Here is a 19887-nt window from a genome sequence, read left to right on the forward strand (position 1 = left end):
CCTGTGGTGGAGCCAAGGGGACTCGAACCCCTAACCCCCTGCTTGCAAAGTGTCGGATCGAGCATCGTTCAGCCGCGTCTGTGCTGGTCGGACGATGGCGACTGTCTTGTTTGGCCGATCAAGCGCGAGACCGTTGCTGCAAGTTGCTGCTGCAAGCCCGACGATCGTCTGGTCGGGATCCATCCGCCGGCCTGGATGCCTATCGACGAGAGAGCAGTCCTGCAACGGCCCTGTTGATGACATCGAGGCCCTCCCGCGTCACGGTGGATCCACCGCCACTCAGCGTGCCTCGACTGTCACAGTCCGCCGACCAAGCGAGGCCCGCCTTCCTGGCGAGGGCTTCTCCGATTTCAGGCATAGATCCCAAGGGGACACCGCACTTGCGTGCCGCCGTCTCGAAGACGTGGGATGGCAAGCTGCTCCCAACCCCGACAGACACCGTGGGAATCCCGAGCTGGCGGCAGAGGCGATCCAGCTGGTCCTGCTTCGCCTCACCGCCGTGCAATCCAGTGCCGCGCACACCGCCGAACGCGCTGTCATCGTCTCCCCGACAAGAAGAACACCAGTCGGGATTCATACCGTGCCGACACTCGTCACTCATGTCTGTGAACCTATGTCCAGCCAGGGGACGGCACAGAACAAGTCGGGCAGCTGTAATCCGTTCGGGCCAGTGTCTCGTCCACCAAAGGAACGTCACCTTGGACCGCCCGTCCTGCCACCCGGTGCGAGGTCCAGTGGTCGATCCGGAGCTAGGTTGGCGTCGTGGGCGAGAACTGGGTCAGCACCTCGGAGGGGCGACACCTCTCCAAACGGCGGAAGACCAACACGTCGCCCGAGGTGGAGCTCCGCAAGGCGGTCCACGCAGCAGGAGGGCGATTCCGGCTACATCCGCAGATCGCCAAAGGGTGCACTCCCGACTTCGTCCTGCCTGGGCGCAGGGTCGCCGTCTTCGTCGACGGCTGCTTCTGGCACGGGTGCCCTGACCATGGCCGCAAGAAGCCGTGGACGGGACCTAATGCTGAGCTGTGGGCCGAGAAGATGCGACGCAATGCGGAGCGTGACGAACGGTCGACGCGGATTGCCGCGGAACAGGGCTGGCGCGTGGTCCGCGTCTGGGAATGCCAAGTTCGCACCGATCCCGACGGCGTGGCCGCACACGTGCTCGCCTGATGCGGTCCGTCTCACACGCTCGCCGCGGACCTCGGCCTCACCCCTTTCTGATGCGAATAGCGACGCGCCAAAGGCGGTTTCCCCCGGTGCTAGCTATCGTCGGTCCAAGCTGTTAAGCTTTCGCACATGAGTTCGAGCTCGCGTCGTAACGCAAAGACGCGCCCCGCCTTCACCTATGTCGACCTGTTCGCCGGCATCGGTGGCTTTCACGCAATGCTCGACCACGCTGGCGGTCGCTGTGTCTACGTCTCGGAGATCGACCGCGAGGCCCGTCAGACCTACATTCGAAACTGGGTCGACCCTCTGCCCGAGGACGAGCAGCCCATCGTCAACACCGATATCACGATCGCCACGCCGGACGATGGCCCCGTCGAGGTCCCTGACCACGATGTTCTGGCTGCCGGCTTCCCTTGCCAGCCCTTCTCCAAGTCCGGCTTCCAGCGGGGCATGGACGAGGCTCGCGGAACCCTCTTCTGGAACATCGCGCGCATCCTCGAGGAGCGCACCCCAGCCGTTGTGCTGCTGGAGAACGTGCGTAACCTGGCCGGCCCGCGTCACCGCCACGAGTGGGACGTCATCATCCAGACCCTCCGAGAGATCGGCTATCGCGTCTCGTCTACACCGTCGGTGTTTTCACCCCACTTCCTGCCGCCTTCGCTCGGTGGAACGCCGCAGGTGCGTGATCGGGTCTTCATCCTCGGCACATACGTGGGTCCCGAGCGGGCGATGGCGGAGGTCAACGTGCCGCCGACCGTTGTCCGTGCGCCAGTCGAAGGCTGGAACGTGCACGACTGGGACGTCGAGTGGATCCTCGACGAGGACGCGTCGATCCCTGACCTGTTTCAGTACCAGCTGACCGCAGACGAGACCGAGTGGATCAACGTCTGGGACGACCTTGTCCAGCGCATGTGGTCCGCCCGCGGTGTACGACTGCCAGGCTTCCCGCTCTGGGCAGATGCCTGGATCCCGGAACGGGCCCTGGACCCGATTGAGCTAGAGGCGCTGCCGCGGTGGAAGGCCGACTTCCTGATCAAGAACGCCCGGTTCTACGACGACCACCGCGACATCATCAAGGCTTGGAAGAGGGCAAACCCGTCCTTCGCGAACTTCCCTGAGTCGCGCCGCAAGTTGGAGTGGCAGGCCCAGGACACGGGGTCCCTGTGGGACACGGTCATGCACTTCAGGCCCTCCGGCATCCGCGCGAAGGCGCCCACCTACCTACCGGCGCTCGTGGCAATCACACAGACGTCCATCGTCGGCAGCCGGCGACGACGTCTGACTCCGCACGAGGCAGCGAGGCTTCAAGGCTTTCAGCGGTCGTTCACCTTCGGCGGACAGCGGAACCAAGCCTCGTACAAACAGGTTGGAAACGGTGTCGCTGTGGGAGCAGCTTGGCACGTGTTTCGCACACATGTTGAGCAGAACGAGTTCGACCTCCCGAAACGACTGGTCCGGGCAGTGGCGGCTGCGCCACTCAACCCGGGAGGGAACGCACTGTCGATCGCCGCGCACCAGTACGAAGCAACCCGATTCAGCGGGGATGAGATCGCGGATGAGCAAGCTGGCTGACGGCCGCCCAGTTCTTCGTCACCGGAAGTGGCTGTTTCGTGAACATAGAGGACATTGCTGACTAGGGTGCCTAGGTGCCCGACGATCACTTGCCGATCGACATCAGTGTTCCCGCCCACCCCGTCGAACTTGCGCTCAGCGCCGTTCGCAAGGACACCGTCCGCCCAGGGGTTGGAGTCGAGGCCTCGGACTTCGAGCAGTTGCGGGAGGCCTTCGCGAAGGACCCTCAGCTCGCTCAGGAACTCCAGTGGTTGCTTCATGTTGCCGTTGAGAACTTCAACCCGTCCAGCCGAGCTAACCGATTCATCATCGGGGCCCTGGTGGAGTGGGGCATCGCGCTCGCTGCGTTCTCAGCCGGCATCCTGACGTTGCCGCAAGGACATGACGCCGACGGTGATGACGTCGCAGGCCTACGGGACGCAGCCAAGTACCGATGGTCGGTCAAGTCGTCGTTCTCCAAGCAGCGCAGCTACCAATTCATCATCCAGAACGTGCGTGGCCGGAGGGGCGAGAACGCTGGCGACCCGAAGATGGAAGAGACTCTTTTTCTGCATCCTCTGCTTCCGGGCATCGTGCACGTCGATCCCCGCAAGCACCTGCACGTCCTGAGAGCTCTTCGATTTGACGGCGACGCTTGGGTGCTCCCGCTGCCGGCTTTGATGGAGCATGCCCAAGCCCACCCTGAGCACGTCATCCCCTTGGCAGTGCCGGTCAATCCTCAAGCACGACAGGTAGATCCAGCGCTTGACATCATCCGTGCTTTCGTCCTGCAGCCCCACTTTCAGCGACTGGGGTCCGCATTCCGTCAGCAGGCAGCCAAGTCGCGATCCGATGTCGTGGACCGGCTGCAGGAGATCAAGCGGATGGAAGGTCAGGGGCTCCTCACAGCGGAACAGTCACAAGCCGCGATTAATGCTGTCTTGGGTGTGCAGACTGCCTAGGGAAACAGCAGACACACCAAGGAATCGAGATGCAATGACACCGTCAAGGCCACCCCTTCTCGAACATCTGGCAGCGCTGCACGAGGAAGCTGCGTCTGTGCAAGCCGAGTCTGTCCAGACCCACGGACAGGGTCTGGGCCGACTGCTCCAACTTGACCTTGACATCAAGGTCTGGGAGGGCGCATTGGCCGGCCGCCCTGAGGTGGAGCAGTTGACGTCCGCCCGGCACGAACTTGGAATGGCTATCTACGCGGCCAGTTCGGGCCTCTATGTACACGCGTACGCCGGACTTCGCCTCTTTCTGGAGTTGAGTTTCGCCTCGGTGTACTTCTCCGCCAATGAACTGCACCGACGAAAATGGGTGGCCGATCGCAAAAACTTCTCGTGGAACAGGGCTCTAGACGAACAGGAGGGAATCTTGGCCAGCGACTTCGTGTCGGAGTTCAGTACAACTGCCGCCACAGATGCTCCTAAGTATGCGGCTGACGCCTCCGCGAGCTACCGTCACTGTTCACAGTTCCTGCACGGGAAACTTGCGGTCACTCAGGACCTGCCGGAGCGCCTTGCTTTCTCGTCGGCGGTACTTGCCGATTGGCTCTCACATGCAACAGGCGCCGCAAGGGCGGTTCTCTACCTGCTTTACGCTCGCTATGGAGACGAATTGCCCCTCAACGCAGAGTCTCATCTAGCCACCACGCTGGAGTCGAATTTCGCGCACCTCGGTCATGTGAGAGCGCGACTAGAACTAGCGGCCGACGGAAGGTCCGAACTGTGACAAGCGAACTGTTTTTCCGGACCGAGGACATCACCACCGAAGAGATCCTTGATTACTTCGTTGAAACGGAGGAAGATCGGAAGATCGTTGATGCGCTCAAAGGCAGGTCACCTGTAATCCTGAGGGGTAGCCGCGGCGTCGGTAAGTCCTTCCTGTTAAAGGTGGCGGAAGCCGAGTTGCTAAGGGATCTCGAACGTAATCGCGTTCTGCCCGTCTATCTCACGTTCGCCCGAGCCACCCTGATCGCCAGCCCATCGTCGGACCGCTTCCTGGCATGGATGACAGCCAAGATCTGTAACCGCATCATCCGCGCAGCTACAACAGCTGGATTGGGTCTGCCGGGTGGTACATCCGTGGCGGCGCTCCGCGGCGGAGAGGCGACAACCCCCACCGCAATGGAGACCCTCGAGGCCTCCTTGGAGAACTCTTGGCGCGACAACCACGACGCCGGGGAGGTTGGCCACACGCCCGGCCCCGAGGCGCTCAAGGACGCTGTCGAGGATTTGTGCAGACACGCCGGCATCCGACGAATCGCCTTGTTGGTCGATGAGGCTGCTCACGTCTTCATACCGCAGCAGCAACGCCAGTTCTTCACCTTGATGCGGGACCTGCGGAGCCCTTACCTCAGCATCAAAGCCGCTGTATACCCGGGAGCTACCTCGTTCGGTGACTCTTTCCAGCCAACTCATGATGCAACAGTCATCAGTGTCGATCGCTCTGTGACGCACGACTCGTACGCGCCATCAATGCGCGAACTGGTCCTACGGCAGGATCCGACGCTGGAGCGCGCTGTGACCGTCAACGGCGAGGTTTTTGACACTCTTGCCTACGCCTCAACCGGAAATCCTCGAGTGCTTCTCAAGACTGTTGCGAGGAGTTCGCCCTTCAACCGCAGAAACGTACAGGAGACTCTTAAAGAGTACTTTCGCGAGGAGATCTGGGCAGAGCACTCAAGTCTTTCTGATCGTTACCCCGGGCACCGGGCCTTGATCGACTGGGGTCGCCAGTTCATCGAGAGGAATGTCCTTCCGGACCTCTATCGAAGAAACCAAGGTAGGACAAGCGAAACGTCGTCTTACCTATGGATCCACCGGGATGCCCCCCAGACGGTCCGGGAAGCGTTGCGCTTACTGTGTTACAGCGGAATCCTCCAAGAGGGCGTCTCCGGGATTCGCGCCACCCGGAGTGAAGTCGGCACGCGTTACATGGTCAACCTTGGCTGCCAGATTGCACTCGACGCCGAGCCGGTCGCCTACGGGACTCAGGTCAGGCAATCCCTTTCGGTCCGGCGAATGGCTGAGTACGGCGCCAACCATCCGGCATACCACCCTATCGACGCGCTCTCTGAAGAGGACTTCGACCGAGAAGAGAACCAAGCCCTGGATGCTCGCTTGGGCGCTTCGACCGATGCCCTAGACGTCACTGAGTTCCAGAGGTCCAAGTTGAACGAGCTGGGGCTGGACACCATCGGGAGCGTGTTGCTCGCCGATGAAGCCACGTTCAAGCAGGCGCACTACGTGGGCAACGTGCGGGCGCGCCAAATCAGGAATGCGGCGGTTACGGCGGTCCTGGAGTACCTCTCCGGCTGAGCCCGTGGCGCCCGGCCACCGAGGACGGCGCGCCAGCGCCGCCCGCAGGTGGCCTAGTCGCGCAGCGACGTCTTGATTCCTTAGAGCCCGTTTCGGCAGGACGAGTAGGTGGTCCGCCGGCTATACGGCCAAGCTTGTCGGCCGACTCTTCCTCCATCGTCGGCCACAGCGACGCAGCGAGGTCGACCGCTATCGAGGACGCATCTGGCGTGTGTCGTTAGCCGCGGCATGTCAGACCCGCGCAATAGCCTGACCTGCGAAAAGGAACGATTCACTCAGGGAGAAACGGTTGACTAGTGCTGGCGGGCCCCCGGCCGCCCACCCTCGCAAGGTCTTCGTGATTCACGGACGAAACGAGCGGGCTCGGGCGGGCGTGTTCACGTTTCTCCGCGCAATTGGCCTCGACCCAATCGAGTGGTCGGAGGCGATTCGTATGACCGGAAAGGGCTCGCCGTATATCGGCGAGGTGCTGGACGTGGCGTTTGGGGCTGCCCAGGCCGTCGTTGTCCTCCAAACACCTGACGACGTGGCGCACCTGCACGAGTCACTCTCCTACCCTGGCGATCCGGAATGCGAGCCGGAGATGCAGCCGCGCCCCAATGTGCTGTTCGAAGCCGGGATGGCGATGGGTCGAGACGAGGACCGGACCATCATTGTCGAGCTCGGCAGGGTGAGGGTCTTCAGCGATATTCACGGTCGGCACGCCGTGCGACTCGACAACTCGATTGCCAAGCGGCAGGAATTGGCAACCCGTCTCAAGACTGCTGGTTGTGAGGTCAGGCTCGATGGAACCGACTGGCACACCGCCGGAGATTTGACGCCGCCCGCTCCGCCAGGCGGGGGCCTCCCTCTGGGTCGCAAGCTGCCCCGATCCAAAGCGTCTGGTCTGCCGCAACTATCAGCCAGGTTCATCGACAAGGGCGGAAACAAGCTGGGCGACGTCGTCGTAACGAACCACGGCCCGGGTGACGTGTACGAATTGGACGCGGAGGTGCCGGGCGGCGGCAACGGGGACGGCACGGTGGTACGTGATGCCACGGAGTTGCCTATCCCGATGCTGCCGTCCGGCAAGTCCGTGGTTGTCCTCAAGTACGCCGCGCTCGCCGCCTTGGGGAGCCGGAACCGCGGCTATTTCAATGTCCACCTGACGGCCAAGACCGCCGACGGTACCCCTTTGAACAAGACCGAGTTTGTGAGTGGAGTTTGACATGGATATCCCCATCAGCCTTCCCATAGATAACGACGGCTTCCTGCGGCGCGAGTGCCCGACATGCCTGCGGGAGTTCAAGTGGCATCACGGACCGGCTAACGAGGAGGCCGAGCAGCAACCACCTGCCGAGACCTACTACTGCCCACTGTGTGGTCAGCCTGCAGGCATGGATTCCTGGTGGACACGGGAACAGTTGGAGTACGCGCAAGGCGTCGCTCTGCCTGCAGCGATGCGGGAGCTAGACGACGAGCTCGGGCGCATGTTCAAGGGCATGAGCAGCAAGCAGGTGAAGGTCACTAAGACGGGTCGCTTGGACGCGCCGGACGAGCCTATGCCGCTGACTGAGCCTGATGACATGGCGATCGTGACCTCTCCCTGCCATGCCTTTGAGCCTGTGAAGGTTCCCGATAGCGAGTCTGGACCGTATTTCTGTCTTGTGTGCGGCAATGCCTTCGCTGTCTGATCGTGTGCCATCCACCGCACCACACCGCACTGGCCGCTTGTTAGACGGGTGGGGGTTCGAGGTCTGATGCGGATACAAGCATCCAGACGCCGTCACCGAATCTGATCTCGAAGAACGATTCACCGCGCACATCGGTGCCCTTGGCGTTGATCTCGTAGAACGGCATGTTGCTTCGCTCTTGAGCCTCACCGCCCCGTGTCGACACAGCGCGAAAGATGCCCCTGGGCCCGCCTGTTGGAACGGATCGCAGCATGGTCCCATCGTGCCAGCCGGCGGCGGCAAGGTTAGAGCGGCCGTGTCTTTCGACGAGGTCAGCAAGACCTCGAAGCGCACGGTTGTCGATCCAACCGACGTAATGCTCTCGCTCGCCACCGGCTTCCGGGTTGTAATCGATCCGTTCCATGCGACCAGTCACGCAGGAGCAGCTGGCCTATATCAAGGCCAGCCGCTCCCCTGTGGACCGTTACGCCAAGTAACGGTTCCTGCGGTGCATCGCCCTCCATGCGCCCGCCCGTCGAGCATCCGCGGCTCGGTCCTCGCCGAACACGCGATCGCCAGCCTGCGACGCCGTCACCACCGCCTCGACAAGGGTTGTGAGCGCCTTGGTGTCCTCCACGTAGACGAGGAGCGTGCCGATGCGGATGGCGATGCTCTTGTCGCCCTCGAATCCATCAGTCACTCGGACCGCGGTGTCCTGCTCTCCCGCGATGGTGACGCTCGCCGCGACGCGGCACACTCGCCGACGAACCGTGCTGGTCTTCTTGACCATCTGAACCACTCTCCCTACTTGCCATGTGCGTGGAAGGGGATCTGGTGCCTTGCCGACCGTTCCCCACCCCCTCCGGGGCAATGGAATGAAGCGCGGCCAGTAGCGACCGGAGGCCAGTCCGGGCAGCGGTCCAGCGGGCAAGTTCTTGGAGGAAACAAGCGAAGCGCCGAGAAGAAGTTGCCCGCTGGACCGCCGGAGCGAAGCGGAGCCGGACTTGCCGCAGGGAGTGGGGCCGCGACCATGGAATGCCCCGGAGGGAGTGGGACTCAGGAACAACCGCCTCGGCGTAGCCGAGTCAGCCGTGTCATGCGCACCGCGGGCGGGGTGGATCCGCTGGCTAGTGTTGAGGGGTGGGAGACATGCAGCTCGGGCCGGCAGTCGCGCTGGCTGAAGAGCACCTCGCGGGCTTAGAGCCGCGATGGACTCACGTGCGTGCTGTCGGTCGCACTGCTGAACGGCTTTGCCGAGAGCATGGCCTCAGTCAGGACTTGGCGGCGGCCGCTTGGCTTCACGACATCGGGTACGGCCCTCAACTCGCGGACACCGGTTTCCACCCGGTGGATGGCGCGCGCTTCCTACGCCGCATCGGCGCCAGCATCCTGGTGACATCACTTGTGGCGTACCACTCGGGGGCCACCTTCGAGGCGGAGGAGCGCGGACTCGTGAAGGAACTTGGCGAGTTCGAGCCCCCGCCCGCGCAGCTCCTGGACGCTCTCGTCTTGGTCGACATGACCACAAGCCCGACCGGGGAACGCCTGACTGTAGAAGACCGACTCACTGAGATCCTTAGCCGCTACGCACCGTCGGACCCGGTGTTCCGGGCCGTCACTCGCTCAGCTCCGGTTCTGCGGGAGTCGGCTGCCAGAGCTGCTGCCCGTCTCGGTCTATCCGATGTAGGGAGTGTCCCGATGCTCTAGGGCGTGCTGGACTCGCAGCCGCATCGATGGGTGCAGATCCAGGTCTTGGAGTTGCCCCGGTTCAACCCACTCCACGGCTCTGCTCTCGCTGCTGGTTCTGGCCTCGCCGCCGAGGAGACGAGCACGGAACGCGATGGAGAACTGCTGGCGGACCTCGCCATCGTCGTAGGCCATCACGTGCCCCGGATTGGTGTAGAGGCCAGTGACCCGCTCGACTGCGACGTCGTAGCCAGTTTCCTCCTTGACCTCGCGCACCACCGTATCGGCGATGAACTCTCCGACCTCGTGACCTCCACCAGGTAGCGCCCACAGGTCGTTGTCGGTCTTGTGGATCAGCAGAACCCGGCCCTGCTCATCGGTAACTATCGCGACGACCGAGGGGACGACGCTGTTGGCAGTGGGGGCGTTTGGGTCGTCGATGTAGTCAGTTCGAGCCACACCGCGAGCCTAGGCGACACGCGCTTTCTCTACGACGTGGGCTGTTTCCCAAACGCGCTCGAAAGCATCCATGAAGTGCGGGAAGAGCCGGCCGCCGGATACACGGTGCAAGTGGAGCACGGGCGAGTGATTAGCGGGCGCCCCGTAAGCGTGGGTGTTGGCGAACAGGTCCTCGTCGAAGCGAAAGATGGACGAATACAGCGTCGTGTCATGGGCGCGCGCCTCGATGCCTTGAACCCCTAGACAGGGCCGCAAGTACTTCCACGTCAGGGAACATCGGCCAGCAAGGGACTCGCCTATGTCCTCCTCTTCGCCTCGGATGCGAACCGCCTGACCCGCGGGGTCCCCGAACACAAGCCTGACTCGGACGCCTTCCCTCGCCTTCCTGACGAGCAGATCGTCGAAGTCCGGGATGGTGTCGTGCAGGAAGCTAGCGGCGAAGGCCAGGAGGTCGATCGACTCCTCGGCGCCCTCGAGGAGTGACTGCCAGGTACCCGCCGGAACTGAACCTCGATTGGCATGGATGGCGACGAACTCCGCCTGGCTCGCCGACTCTGCCCGAGCCTCCGATACCGCTGCGGGCCAAAGGAACTCCTCATCTCGGCCGAGCGCAACGCACAGCGCCTGACGGTTGGTCCGGTGGGGCAACCGGTCCGTTGAGATCCAGCGCTCGATCGTCTTGGGATCCACACCGATCCGCTCGCTCAGGGCCGCAAAGGTCAACCCTGATCCGGCAATAGCGGCGCGCAATCTCTCGTTGGCCATGTGGACAACTGTTGCATATCGGGACGTTCTGTCAAGCAGAGGACGTCCCGAAACGTCCTTCGGCGCGGTGATGCCGTCCGGCCGTTCGGCGGTCCCATAGCGGTGAGCCACTCGGGCTCGCTACGAGAAAGGGATCGAAATGGCACTTGCACGCAGGTTCAAGGTCGGGCACGACGAGGTCTTCCCGTTCGGGGCGTACCTCGTCTCCGATGTCACCCCGGTCTACGACTTCGAGAAGTCGACTCGGGAGACGAAGGTCCAGGATGTCGACAAGGAGAGCGGGCTGCCGGTCTGGTCGATCGACGTCCTTGACGCGGACCCGGAGGCCCCGAAGAAGTCCAAGACCGTGACGGTCAAGATCTCCGCAAAGGTGCAGCCGGTCCCGCCGTCCAACGACGGTTCCTCACCGTTCACCGGCGTCCGGTTCGAGGGTCTCACCGCGACCCCGTGGGTCGACTCCTCCCGCTGCGGCGCTCCCGAACCGGGTAAGTCGCACCGCTGCCGCGCGCAGTCGGCGTGGTCGTTCCGCGCCGAGAGCATGTCGCCCGCCAAGAGCACCGGTGGCAGCTCCTCGGCCACGAAGGCGGCCTGACGATCATGAGCGTCGTCGCCCTCTGCGTCGTCGTCGGCCTCGTCCTCGTGGCCCTGATGCGGTTCAAGCAGCTGAACCCCTTCGCCGGCATCATCGCTGTGCTGTTCGGCATCCTGCTGGGCGCCAGCCCGATCGGTCCAGGCATGACCGGGCAGATCCGGGTGATCGCCGACTCGTTCAACTCGTGGCTGGGGTCGCTGTGAACCGGCTCGGGGGAGTGCAGCAGGACCACGGTCCGTTCAGGGTCCACATGGCCAAGGTTCGCGTGCCGCTCAGCATGGTGTTGGCCGGTTGGGCATGGCGCCGCGCAGTTGGGGTCTTCTCTTGGTTCTGTCGGCGTCCCATCGCCGTTGCCGCGTTCGTGGTGCTGCTGACCATGTGGCGGGTAACCGCGGACCACGGTCCCTTGCCGCTCTTGGGCGGCATCTCATGCGTGCTCGCTGGTCTGGTCGCGCTCCGGCTCTGGGCTCCGGAACGCTTCACCCGGTGGGTCGCGTGGCGTGCCAAGGGGTGGTGGCGCTCGGCGCGTGTGTATCGATACGTGTGGCAGCCGGCCATGGTGACCACCGGTCTGGCTGTCCGGGTCGATGGCGAGGAGTACCTACCCAAGATCGTCTCGATCCGAAGCTCAGGCACCGTCGACCTGGTCCGCGTCCGCATGCTGCCTGGGCAGGTTCTGGAGGACTGGGCCGACAACGCGCCCCGGCTGGCTCAGACGTTTGGCACACAGGAATGCCGTGTGCGGACCGTTGCCGGGCGACGCCGGGACCTCGAGCTCTGGTTCCTTGTCGAGGACCCACTGACCGCCGAGGTTCCGCCGTTCGCCGTGGAGACCACCGATCCGAAGGCCCTCCCCGTCGCGATGCGCGAGGACGGGCTGATCTACCGGCTTCGCCTCCTGGGCACCCACCTGTTGGTCGTCGGTGCGACGGGCTCCGGGAAGGGCTCGGTGCTGTGGTCGATCATCGCCGCCCTGGCCCCGGCCATTCAGGACCGGACCGCGCAGGTCTGGGCGCTCGACCCCAAAGGCGGGATGGAGCTGGCCGCAGGTGCTCCGCTGTTCGAACGGTTCGTCTACGGCGACCCCAAGGACGACACGGCCTACGAGGTCGACTTCGCCCGGGCGCTCGAGGACGCCGTCGCGATCATGCGCCACCGGCAGGCCCGATTGCGAGGGGTGTCTCGGCTGCACACCCCGACCCGCGAGGAACCGCTGATCGTCGTTGTGGTCGACGAGCTCGCCAACCTGACCGCCTACGTCACCGACCGTGACGCCAAACGACGGATCGCCGCGGCCCTCGCACTGCTCCTCTCCCAGGGCCGCGCCGTTGGGGTCAGCGTCGTGGGTGCCGTGCAAGATCCCCGCAAGGAGGTCGTCACCCTGCGTGACATCTTCCCGACCCGGATCGCGCTGCGCCTCTCCGAGGCCGACCACGTCGGGCTGGTCCTCGGCTCCGGTGCCCGCGACCGAGGAGCCCGCTGCGACCAGATCCCCGAGTCACTGCCCGGCCTCGGGTACGTCGGGATCGACGGGATCGCCGAACCGGTCCGCGTGCGCTTCTCGCACATCACCGACGCGCACATCGCCCAGCTGGTCGCTCGCTACGGCACCGAGCCGGCCTTCATGCCCGTGGTCGAGACCCGGAGGGCCGCCGCATGAGCCACACCGGACCGGTTCCCGACACCCGATGGATGACCAACGGGGCCTGCGCCCGGCGTCGTGACCTGCCCTGGCTCCACGACACAGACAAGGTCACCGCCTGGGAGGAGCTGACCATGCGGAGCATCTGCCAGGACTGCCCCGTGCGCCGTCGCTGCGAGGACTTCGCCCGAAGGGCCGAGATCTCGGGCGGCTTCTGGTCGGGCCTGAACCGCGACCCGGAGGCCACACCCCTCCCCGGTCTGGGGGACGTGGCATGACCAGCGCCAGTATCGGGAATGACGTCATCCGCGAGCTGGCCGTCGAGCAGGTCGTCTGCGTTCGACCGGTCATGCGGCGCGTCATCGACCGAGCCACCGGTCAAAGCACCGCGGTGCCCATCCCGTGCGGTGCCACGCGCGAGTCCAAGTGCCCGAGCTGTGCGACCAAGGCTCGCCGCCTGCGGATGACCCAGTGCGCCGAGGGCTGGCACGCCGACAGTGAGCCCGTGCCACTCGACGATCCCGAGGTCGTCGAGCCCGTCGACCAGGACGAGGAGGAGCTCGACCAGCCGGAGAACGAAGACACCTCGCGACAGACACGCTCCACCCGTCGCCGGTCGGACGCACCGGACCTGCCCACCCGCCCCGTCGAGAAGCGCACGGTCGGCCAGGTCTTCACCGCTCCCGACGGCAAGACCTACCGCCCCTCCATGTTCATCACGCTGACGCTTCCGTCCTACGGCAAGGTCATCCCGGGGACCGGTATCCCGGTCGACCCGTCCCGGTACAACTACCGGCGCGCCGCCCTGGACGCCCTGCACTTCCCCAAGCTGCTGGACCGCTGGATACAGAACCTGCGCCGCTGCGCCGGATACAAGGTCCAGTACTTCGGCGCCGTAGAGGCCCAGCGCCGCCTGGCCCCGCACTTCCACAACGCCATCCGTGGTGCCATCCCTCGCGCCACTGTCAAGGCGGTGACGAAAGCGACCTACCTCCAGCTCTGGTGGCCGCAGATGGAACGTCCCCTCTTTGTCCAGCGGCTTCCGCTCTGGGACGGCGAGAACTACCGCGACCCCGACACCGGGTTCGCGCTCCCCACCTGGGACCAGGCACTCGAAACCCTCGACGAGGACCCGGACGCCAAGCCGGCCCACGTGATGCGGCTGGGCCAGCAGGTCGACATCAAGGGCATCGTCGCCGGCACACCGGACGCCGACCGAGCCGTGCGCTACCTGACGAAGTACCTCACCAAGGCCGTCGCCGAGACCTACGCCGACGACGACGGCGCGGATGCGGCCTACGAGGACCACATCGACCGACTCCACGACGAGGTCCGCTGGCTGCCGTGCTCCAGGGAGTGCGCCAACTGGCTTCGCTTCGGCGTCCAGCCCCGAGAGGCTGGACCGGGCCTCGTCCCCGGTCACTGTGCCTCCAAGGCCCACGACCGCGAACACCTCGGAGTGGGCGGTCGCCGAGTCCTGGTCTCGCGCGGCTGGTCAGGAAAGACTCTTACCGAGCACAAGGCCGACCGCGCCGCCGTGGTCCGCGCCGCTCTGGAGGCCGCCGGGATCGACACGCCAGCAGCCGACCGGATGGCGGCCGAGACGCTGCACGACGACGGCCAACCCCGGTTCGTGTGGGAGGACGTGCCCGTCTCCGAGCACGACTACGCCCGCGTCGTCATGGCCTCAGTTCTCGAGGCGCGCCGCTGGCGTGCGCAGTACGACCGCGCAAAGACGCTGCTGGCCGGCACGGATCCACCTGTGGACAACCGTTCGGCAACTGACCCGACCCTGCCGCCTGCGGCCTAGTAAAGGAGGAAGCCATGACGGAAGTGACGTTCAAGAGGCGCTGGCACACCGTGGCAGAGGTTGCCGAGATGCTGGGCTACGGCGAAAGCAAGGTGCGGATGCTCATCCTTCAGGGCGACTTGAAGTCGCTGAAAGATGGTCGTTCCCGGCGCATCCTCCCGGAGTGGGTGGACGAGTACGTCCAGGCGAGGGCCGAGCGTGCTGCAGAGGAGTGGCCAGCGTGAGCCCACGAAGCCGCACCCGGCACAACGGCGAAGGGTCGATCTTCCCTTACGCCTATGGGTACCGGGCCTATGTCTGGATCACCACTCCCGAGGGCCGTCGTCAGCGCAAGTACGTGCAGGCCAAGACCCGCGAGGAGACGCTGGAGAAGTGGAAGGGCCTGCAGCGAGCCGCCGAGCGGGGACCTGTGGCGCCCAAGACTCCGACTCTCGCCGTCTTCATGGCGGACTGGCTTCAGACCGTTGTACGACCGAACCTGGCTCCCACCACGGTCAAGAACTACGAGATGTTCACGCGCCTCTACGTCGAGCCGGACCTCGGGCGTCGACGCCTCGACAAGCTGACGGTGAGGGACGTGCAGACGTGGGTCAACGCCCTGCGCACACGGTGTCAGTGCTGCGCACAGGGCAAGGACGCCGCTCGGCCAGCGCCTCGATGCTGTGCCAAGGGTCGGTGCTGTCAGCAGGTGGCCAAGGAGTGGACGGTCCGCCAGGCGTGGACGATCCTCCGCAGCGCCCTCAGTGCGGCACAGCGTGAAGAGCTGATCACCCGGAACGTCGCTGGGCTGGTCCGGATGCCTGTCCCACGGACGGACAAACCGACCATCTGGTCTGTCGAGCAGGTCCGCCAGTTCCTCGAGTCCGCCCACCGCGATGAGGATCCGCTCCTAGCCGGCTACGTCCTGATGCTCGTGCTGGGATTGCGACGCGGGGAGCTGCTCGGGATGGCTTGGGACGACATCGACTTCGAGCGCGGTGAGGCCCGTATCGCCTGGCAGCTCCAGCGCGTCGGGGGCCAACTGATGCGCAGACGCACGAAGACAACCAGCTCAGAGGCGGTGCTCCCACTTCCTGACATCTGCATCGGTGCCCTCCGAGACCGTCAGGAGCTTGAGGGGAAGTGGAGAGCCGACGCCGCCGAGGCATGGCAGAGATCCGGTCTCGTGCTGACGACCCGGTATGGGATGCCCGTCGACCCCCGCAACTTCCATCGCATGTTCAAGGAGCGCGCAGCCAAGGCCGGCGTCCCTGTCATCGCGGTCCACTCGGCGCGACGCACTTGTGCCAGCCTCCTGGTCGCCATGAACGTCCACCCTCGGGTCGCCATGGCGATCCTTCGACACAGCCAGATCGCGGTGACGATGGACATCTACTCACAGGTCTCCACGGAGAGCGCGCGCCAGGCACTGCTGCAACTGGGGAGCGCGTTGGGAGAGGGGCAGAAGTGACCCCCTACTGCTGCAAAACGCTGCTCAAGTGGCACGAAAGAGGCCCTCTCCGACGAGCGGAAAGGGCCTCTGACCTGTGGTGGAGCCAAGGGGACTCGAACCCCTAACCCCCTGCTTGCAAAGCAGGTGCGCTACCAATTGCGCCATGGCCCCCGGAGGGTGACTTCCAGGCGCCGGCGGCTGTCCTGGGGGAGTCGATTCAGTTGGTCGGCTTGTCCGTCGCCTCGTGCCAGAGGTCCCGCTCGGCCTGCTGGTCCTTGAGCTTCTTCTGGAGGGCGGCGGCCCCGATGGCCGTCGCGATCAGCAGCAGGAGCTTCGTCCCCATGAGGCTCTCCGTCCGGTCGCGGGCGAGGAACTGCGATTTCGGGATTGGTGGGCCTAACAGGACTTGAACCTGTGGCCTCTTCCTTATCAGGGAAGCGCTCTAACCGTCTGAGCTATAGGCCCGTGACCAATCTCCGCCGCAGGACCGTGAGGGGGCCTGCGACGCATGAGGTTACCTCACCGGCATACCGGACTCCAAAACGGCGGCCGCCCCCTCGCCCGGGCGGGCGAGGGGGCGGTCACAGACGCGCGGTATGCCGCGTGGCCGGCTCTCAGTCGTCGGTCAGCGTGAGCTGCAGACCGCCCACGAGCGAGGAGCAGATGTTGTAGAGGAACGCCCCGAGGGTGGACAGCGCGGTCAGCAGGATGACGTCGATGACCCCGATGACGATCGAGAGGGACAGCACCCGGCCGAAGCCGAGGAAGTCCATCAGGTTGAACGGGTTCTCGCTGTCCTGGAGCACGGTGCCGACCAGGCGGTTGACCTCCGAGAAGACGCCCATCCCCGAGAGAATCATCCACAGCACCGCCACCATGACGACCCCGGCGATGCCGAGCGCCACGGAGATGAGGAACGACATCTTCATGGCCGACCACGGGTCGATCCGCGAGACGGTGAGCTTGACGCGCCGGCTGCGGGCCGAGGATGCCGGAGCGCCGCCGGGCCGAGGCTGGGTGGGGTTGGGTCGGGTCGGTGCCGCCTGCTGGGCGCCCTGCCCCGGGCGGGGACCCGGGCCCTGCGGGCGCGCCGACGTGCTCGTCGGGCCTGCCGTGCTCACTCGTTACCTCCAGCGGCGTCGTGCTCGCCGGCCTCGGCCGGCTGGTCGGTCGTCTCCGACGGTACGGCATCAGCGGCCTGGCTCGCCTCATCGGCACCGCCGTTCTGGACACCGCCGTCCTGCTCCACCGTGGAGGTGGGCTCGTCGGGCGTGGCCTCTGCCACCTGGCCCATGGCCTCCTCGTCCGCCTCGCGCTCGACGCTGCGGGCGACCGCCACGACGACGTCGCCCCTGGGCGGGGTCACGAAGCGCATGCCCTGGGTGTTGCGTCCTCGACGGGTGACCGGACGTACGCCGGAGCGCACGATGTTGCCCTTGCCCATGATGGCCAGGACCTCGTCCTCCTCGTCGACCGTCAGGGCGCCGACCACCTGGCCGTTCTTCTCGGTGATCTTGGCGACGGCGACGCCGTAGATGCCGCGCCCCTTGACGCTCCACTCCGAGACGGCCGTGCGCTTGGCCAGGCCGTTCTCGAAGACCACGAAGACGTCGGGGTCGGTGCCGTCCTCGATGACGCTGAGCGACAGCAGGGCGTCGGAGTCGCGGAACCGCATGCCCGTGACGCCGCTGGTGGCCCGGCCCATCGGGCGCAGCGTCTCGTCGTCGGCGTGGAAGCGCGCCGACTGGCCGTTGCGCGAGACGAGCAGCAGGTCGTCGTTGGCGGAGGCCAGGTCGGCCGCGACCAGCTCGTCACCGTCGCGGAGGTTGACCGCGATGAGCCCGCCGCTGCGCGGGGAGTCGTAGTCGGCCAGGCGGGTCTTCTTCACCAGGCCGTTGCGGGTGGCCAGCACCAGGTAGGGCGCCTGGTCGTAGTCGCGGATGTCGAGCACCTGGGCGATGTGCTCGTCCGGCTGGAAGGCCAGCAGGTTGGCGACGTGCTGGCCCTTGGCGTCACGGCCGGCGTCGGGCAGCTCGTAGGTCTTGGCCCGGTAGACCCGGCCGAGGTTGGTGAAGAACAACAGCCAATGGTGCGAGGTGGTCGTGAAGAAGTGCTCGACCATGTCGTCGCCGCGCAGCTGGGTGCCGCGCACGCCCTTCCCGCCGCGCCCCTGGCTGCGGTAGGCGTCGACCCGGGTGCGCTTGGCGTAGCCACCGCGGGTGATGGTGACGACCACGTCCTCCTCGGGGATCAGGTCCTCCATCGACATGTCGCCGTCGTGGAACTCGATCTTCGAGCGGCGGTCGTCGCCGTACTTCTCGGTGATCTCGGCGAGCTCGTCGGAGACGATCGTCCGCTGCCGCTCGGGCTTGGCCAGGATGTCCTGGAAGTCCTTGATCAGCGCCTCGAGCCGGTCGTGCTCGTCGATGATCTTCTGGCGTTCCAGCGCGGCCAGGCGACGCAGCTGCATGTTGAGGATCGCGCCGGCCTGGATCTCGTCGATCTCGAGCAGCTGGATCAGGCCGTCGCGGGCCTCCTCGACCGTCGGGGAGCGGCGGATGAGGGCGATGACCTCGTCGAGGGCGTCGAGCGCCTTGAGCAGACCACGCAGGATGTGGATGTCGGCCTCGGCCTTGCGCAGGCGGAAGGTCGTGCGCCGGACGATGACCTCGATCTGGTGCTCCACCCAGTGGCGGATGAAGGCGTCGATCGGCAGCGTGCGCGGCACCCCGTCGACCAGGGCCAGCATGTTGGCGCCGAAGTTGGTCTGCAGCTGGGTGTGCTTGTAGAGGTTGTTGAGCACGACCTTGGCCACCGCGTCGCGCTTGAGCACGATGACCAGGCGCTGGCCGGTGCGGCCGGAGGTCTCGTCACGGATGTCGGCGATTCCCTGCAGGCGACCCTCCTTGACCAGCTCGGCGATCTTCTGCGCGAGGGTGTCGGGGTTGACCTGGTAGGGCAGCTCGGTGACGACGAGGCACTGCCGGTTGTGGATCTCCTCGACCTCGACGACCGCGCGCATGATGATCGAGCCGCGCCCGGTGCGGTAGGCGTCCTCGATGCCCTTGCGGCCGAGGATGAGCGCGCCAGTCGGGAAGTCCGGCCCCTGGATGCGCTTCATCAGGGCCTCGAGCAGCTCCTCACGAGGAGCCTCGGGGTTCTGCAGGTACCACTGCGCGCCGGAGGCCACCTCGCGCAGGTTGTGCGGGGGGATGTTGGTGGCCATGCCGACGGCGATGCCCGAGGAGCCGTTGACGAGCAGGTTCGGGAACCGGCTCGGCAGGACCGTGGGCTCCTGGGTCTTGCCGTCGTAGTTGTCGCGGAAGTCGACGGTCTCCTCGTGGATGTCGCGGACCATCTCCATGGCCAGCGGGGCCATCCGGCACTCGGTGTACCGCGGCGCGGCGGCCGGGTCGTCACCGGGCGAGCCGAAGTTGCCCTGCCCGTCGACGAGCGGGTAGCGCATCGACCAGTCCTGCACCAGGCGCACGAGGGCGTCGTAGATCGAGGCGTCACCGTGGGGGTGGTACTGACCCATGACCTCGCCGACGACGCGCGAGCACTTGTTGTACCCGCGGTCGGGGCGGTAGCCCCCGTCGTACATGGCGTAGACGACGCGGCGGTGCACCGGCTTAAGACCGTCGCGCACGTCCGGCAGCGCCCGACTGACGATGACCGTCATCGCGTAGTCGATGTAGCTGCGCTGCATCTCGGTGTTGAGGTCGACCGCCTCGGTGCGGTCGGTCTCGATCGGGGGCATTCCGTCAGTCACGATTTCCCTTGTCTTTCAACGGATTCAAAGAGC

At 65.4% G+C, this 19887-nt stretch carries 22 protein-coding genes and 2 tRNA genes; 15 read left to right on the top strand and 9 right to left on the bottom strand.

Annotated features, from left to right (window positions below):
* Positions 1-762 precede the first annotated feature (762 nt).
* The 7 genes from P2F65_RS08720 (at position 763) to P2F65_RS08750 (ending at position 7717) form a co-directional block, all read left to right on the top strand.
* Positions 763-1170, top strand: a complete 408-nt coding sequence (locus P2F65_RS08720) for a very short patch repair endonuclease (protein WP_275806074.1) — start codon at positions 763-765, stop codon at positions 1168-1170.
* Between the two features lie 126 nt (positions 1171-1296).
* Complete coding sequence (locus P2F65_RS08725) at positions 1297-2739, top strand: DNA cytosine methyltransferase (RefSeq protein ID WP_275806075.1); 1443 nt, start codon at positions 1297-1299, stop codon at positions 2737-2739.
* A 74-nt stretch (positions 2740-2813) separates the two neighbouring features.
* Positions 2814-3680, top strand: coding sequence for a hypothetical protein (locus tag P2F65_RS08730; protein ID WP_275806076.1), 867 nt, complete (start codon positions 2814-2816; stop codon positions 3678-3680).
* Positions 3681-3918: 238 nt separating this feature from the next.
* The gene (locus tag P2F65_RS08735) at positions 3919-4455 is read left to right on the top strand and encodes a hypothetical protein (RefSeq protein ID WP_275806077.1); all 537 of its coding nucleotides are present in this window, start codon (positions 3919-3921) and stop codon (positions 4453-4455) included.
* Positions 4452-6044, top strand: a complete 1593-nt coding sequence (locus P2F65_RS08740) for a hypothetical protein (protein WP_275806078.1) — start codon at positions 4452-4454, stop codon at positions 6042-6044. Before P2F65_RS08735 ends, P2F65_RS08740 begins: the two co-directional genes overlap by 4 nt.
* 337 nt (positions 6045-6381) lie before the next feature.
* The gene (locus P2F65_RS08745) at positions 6382-7251 is read left to right on the top strand and encodes a nucleotide-binding protein (RefSeq protein WP_275806079.1); all 870 of its coding nucleotides are present in this window, start codon (positions 6382-6384) and stop codon (positions 7249-7251) included.
* Position 7252: 1 nt separating this feature from the next.
* On the top strand, positions 7253-7717 hold the full coding sequence (locus P2F65_RS08750; protein WP_275806080.1) for a hypothetical protein: 465 nt from the start codon (positions 7253-7255) through the stop codon (positions 7715-7717).
* Positions 7718-7757: 40 nt separating this feature from the next.
* Here P2F65_RS08750 and P2F65_RS08755 read toward each other — a convergent pair whose 3' ends face one another.
* Both P2F65_RS08755 and P2F65_RS08760 read right to left on the bottom strand, forming a co-directional pair.
* Positions 7758-8120 carry a hypothetical protein gene (locus tag P2F65_RS08755; RefSeq protein ID WP_275806081.1) on the bottom strand — a complete coding sequence of 121 codons (363 nt, stop codon included), beginning with the start codon at positions 8118-8120 and terminating at the stop codon, positions 7758-7760.
* Positions 8121-8180: 60 nt separating this feature from the next.
* Positions 8181-8486, bottom strand: coding sequence for a hypothetical protein (locus P2F65_RS08760; protein ID WP_275806082.1), 306 nt, complete (start codon positions 8484-8486; stop codon positions 8181-8183).
* Between the two features lie 359 nt (positions 8487-8845).
* Between P2F65_RS08760 and P2F65_RS08765 the strand changes: the two genes are divergently transcribed.
* Positions 8846-9403 (top strand): HD domain-containing protein, encoded by a 558-nt coding sequence (locus P2F65_RS08765; RefSeq protein WP_275807349.1) that lies wholly within the window; start codon positions 8846-8848, stop codon positions 9401-9403.
* Here P2F65_RS08765 and P2F65_RS08770 read toward each other — a convergent pair.
* Complete coding sequence (locus P2F65_RS08770; protein WP_275806083.1) at positions 9371-9841, bottom strand: NUDIX domain-containing protein; 471 nt, start codon at positions 9839-9841, stop codon at positions 9371-9373. The genes P2F65_RS08765 and P2F65_RS08770 overlap by 33 nt on opposite strands.
* Positions 9842-9850: 9 nt before the next feature.
* Positions 9851-10606, bottom strand: coding sequence for an XRE family transcriptional regulator (locus tag P2F65_RS08775; RefSeq protein ID WP_275806084.1), 756 nt, complete (start codon positions 10604-10606; stop codon positions 9851-9853).
* Between the two features lie 139 nt (positions 10607-10745).
* Here P2F65_RS08775 and P2F65_RS08780 point away from each other — a divergent pair, with 139 nt between their 5' ends.
* From P2F65_RS08780 to P2F65_RS08810, 7 genes are all read left to right on the top strand, one after another.
* The gene (locus tag P2F65_RS08780) at positions 10746-11198 is read left to right on the top strand and encodes a plasmid replication, integration and excision activator (protein WP_275806085.1); all 453 of its coding nucleotides are present in this window, start codon (positions 10746-10748) and stop codon (positions 11196-11198) included.
* Positions 11199-11203: 5 nt separating this feature from the next.
* Entirely contained in the window at positions 11204-11401 is a 198-nt protein-coding gene (locus tag P2F65_RS08785; protein ID WP_275806086.1) for a hypothetical protein, read from the top strand.
* Positions 11402-11937: 536 nt separating this feature from the next.
* On the top strand, positions 11938-12858 hold the full coding sequence (locus tag P2F65_RS08790; RefSeq protein WP_275806087.1) for an FtsK/SpoIIIE domain-containing protein: 921 nt from the start codon (positions 11938-11940) through the stop codon (positions 12856-12858).
* Positions 12855-13118 (top strand): WhiB family transcriptional regulator, encoded by a 264-nt coding sequence (locus P2F65_RS08795; RefSeq protein WP_275806088.1) that lies wholly within the window; start codon positions 12855-12857, stop codon positions 13116-13118. The genes P2F65_RS08790 and P2F65_RS08795 overlap by 4 nt, the downstream gene beginning before the upstream one ends.
* Positions 13115-14650, top strand: coding sequence for a replication initiator (locus P2F65_RS08800; RefSeq protein WP_275806089.1), 1536 nt, complete (start codon positions 13115-13117; stop codon positions 14648-14650). Before P2F65_RS08795 ends, P2F65_RS08800 begins: the two co-directional genes overlap by 4 nt.
* 14 nt (positions 14651-14664) lie before the next feature.
* The gene (locus tag P2F65_RS08805; protein WP_275806090.1) at positions 14665-14874 is read left to right on the top strand and encodes a helix-turn-helix domain-containing protein; all 210 of its coding nucleotides are present in this window, start codon (positions 14665-14667) and stop codon (positions 14872-14874) included.
* Positions 14871-16100, top strand: coding sequence for a tyrosine-type recombinase/integrase (locus tag P2F65_RS08810; protein ID WP_275806091.1), 1230 nt, complete (start codon positions 14871-14873; stop codon positions 16098-16100). Before P2F65_RS08805 ends, P2F65_RS08810 begins: the two co-directional genes overlap by 4 nt.
* Positions 16101-16177: 77 nt before the next feature.
* Here P2F65_RS08810 and P2F65_RS08815 read toward each other — a convergent pair.
* The 5 genes from P2F65_RS08815 to gyrA form a co-directional block, all read right to left on the bottom strand.
* Positions 16178-16253, bottom strand: a tRNA-Ala gene (locus tag P2F65_RS08815).
* A gap of 46 nt (positions 16254-16299) precedes the next feature.
* Positions 16300-16425: a DLW-39 family protein gene (locus P2F65_RS08820; RefSeq protein WP_275806092.1), complete on the bottom strand. Its 126-nt coding sequence runs from the start codon at positions 16423-16425 to the stop codon at positions 16300-16302.
* A gap of 45 nt (positions 16426-16470) precedes the next feature.
* A tRNA-Ile gene (locus P2F65_RS08825) sits at positions 16471-16547 on the bottom strand.
* Between the two features lie 149 nt (positions 16548-16696).
* Positions 16697-17203: a DUF3566 domain-containing protein gene (locus tag P2F65_RS08830; protein ID WP_275806093.1), complete on the bottom strand. Its 507-nt coding sequence runs from the start codon at positions 17201-17203 to the stop codon at positions 16697-16699.
* Positions 17200-19842 carry a DNA gyrase subunit A gene (gene gyrA / locus P2F65_RS08835; RefSeq protein ID WP_275807352.1) on the bottom strand — a complete coding sequence of 881 codons (2643 nt, stop codon included), beginning with the start codon at positions 19840-19842 and terminating at the stop codon, positions 17200-17202. Before gyrA ends, P2F65_RS08830 begins: the two co-directional genes overlap by 4 nt.
* Positions 19843-19887 lie beyond the last annotated feature (45 nt).

It is taken from the genome of Knoellia sp. p5-6-4, from assembly GCF_029222705.1.
Taxonomy (GTDB): Bacteria; Actinomycetota; Actinomycetes; order Actinomycetales; family Dermatophilaceae; genus Pedococcus_A.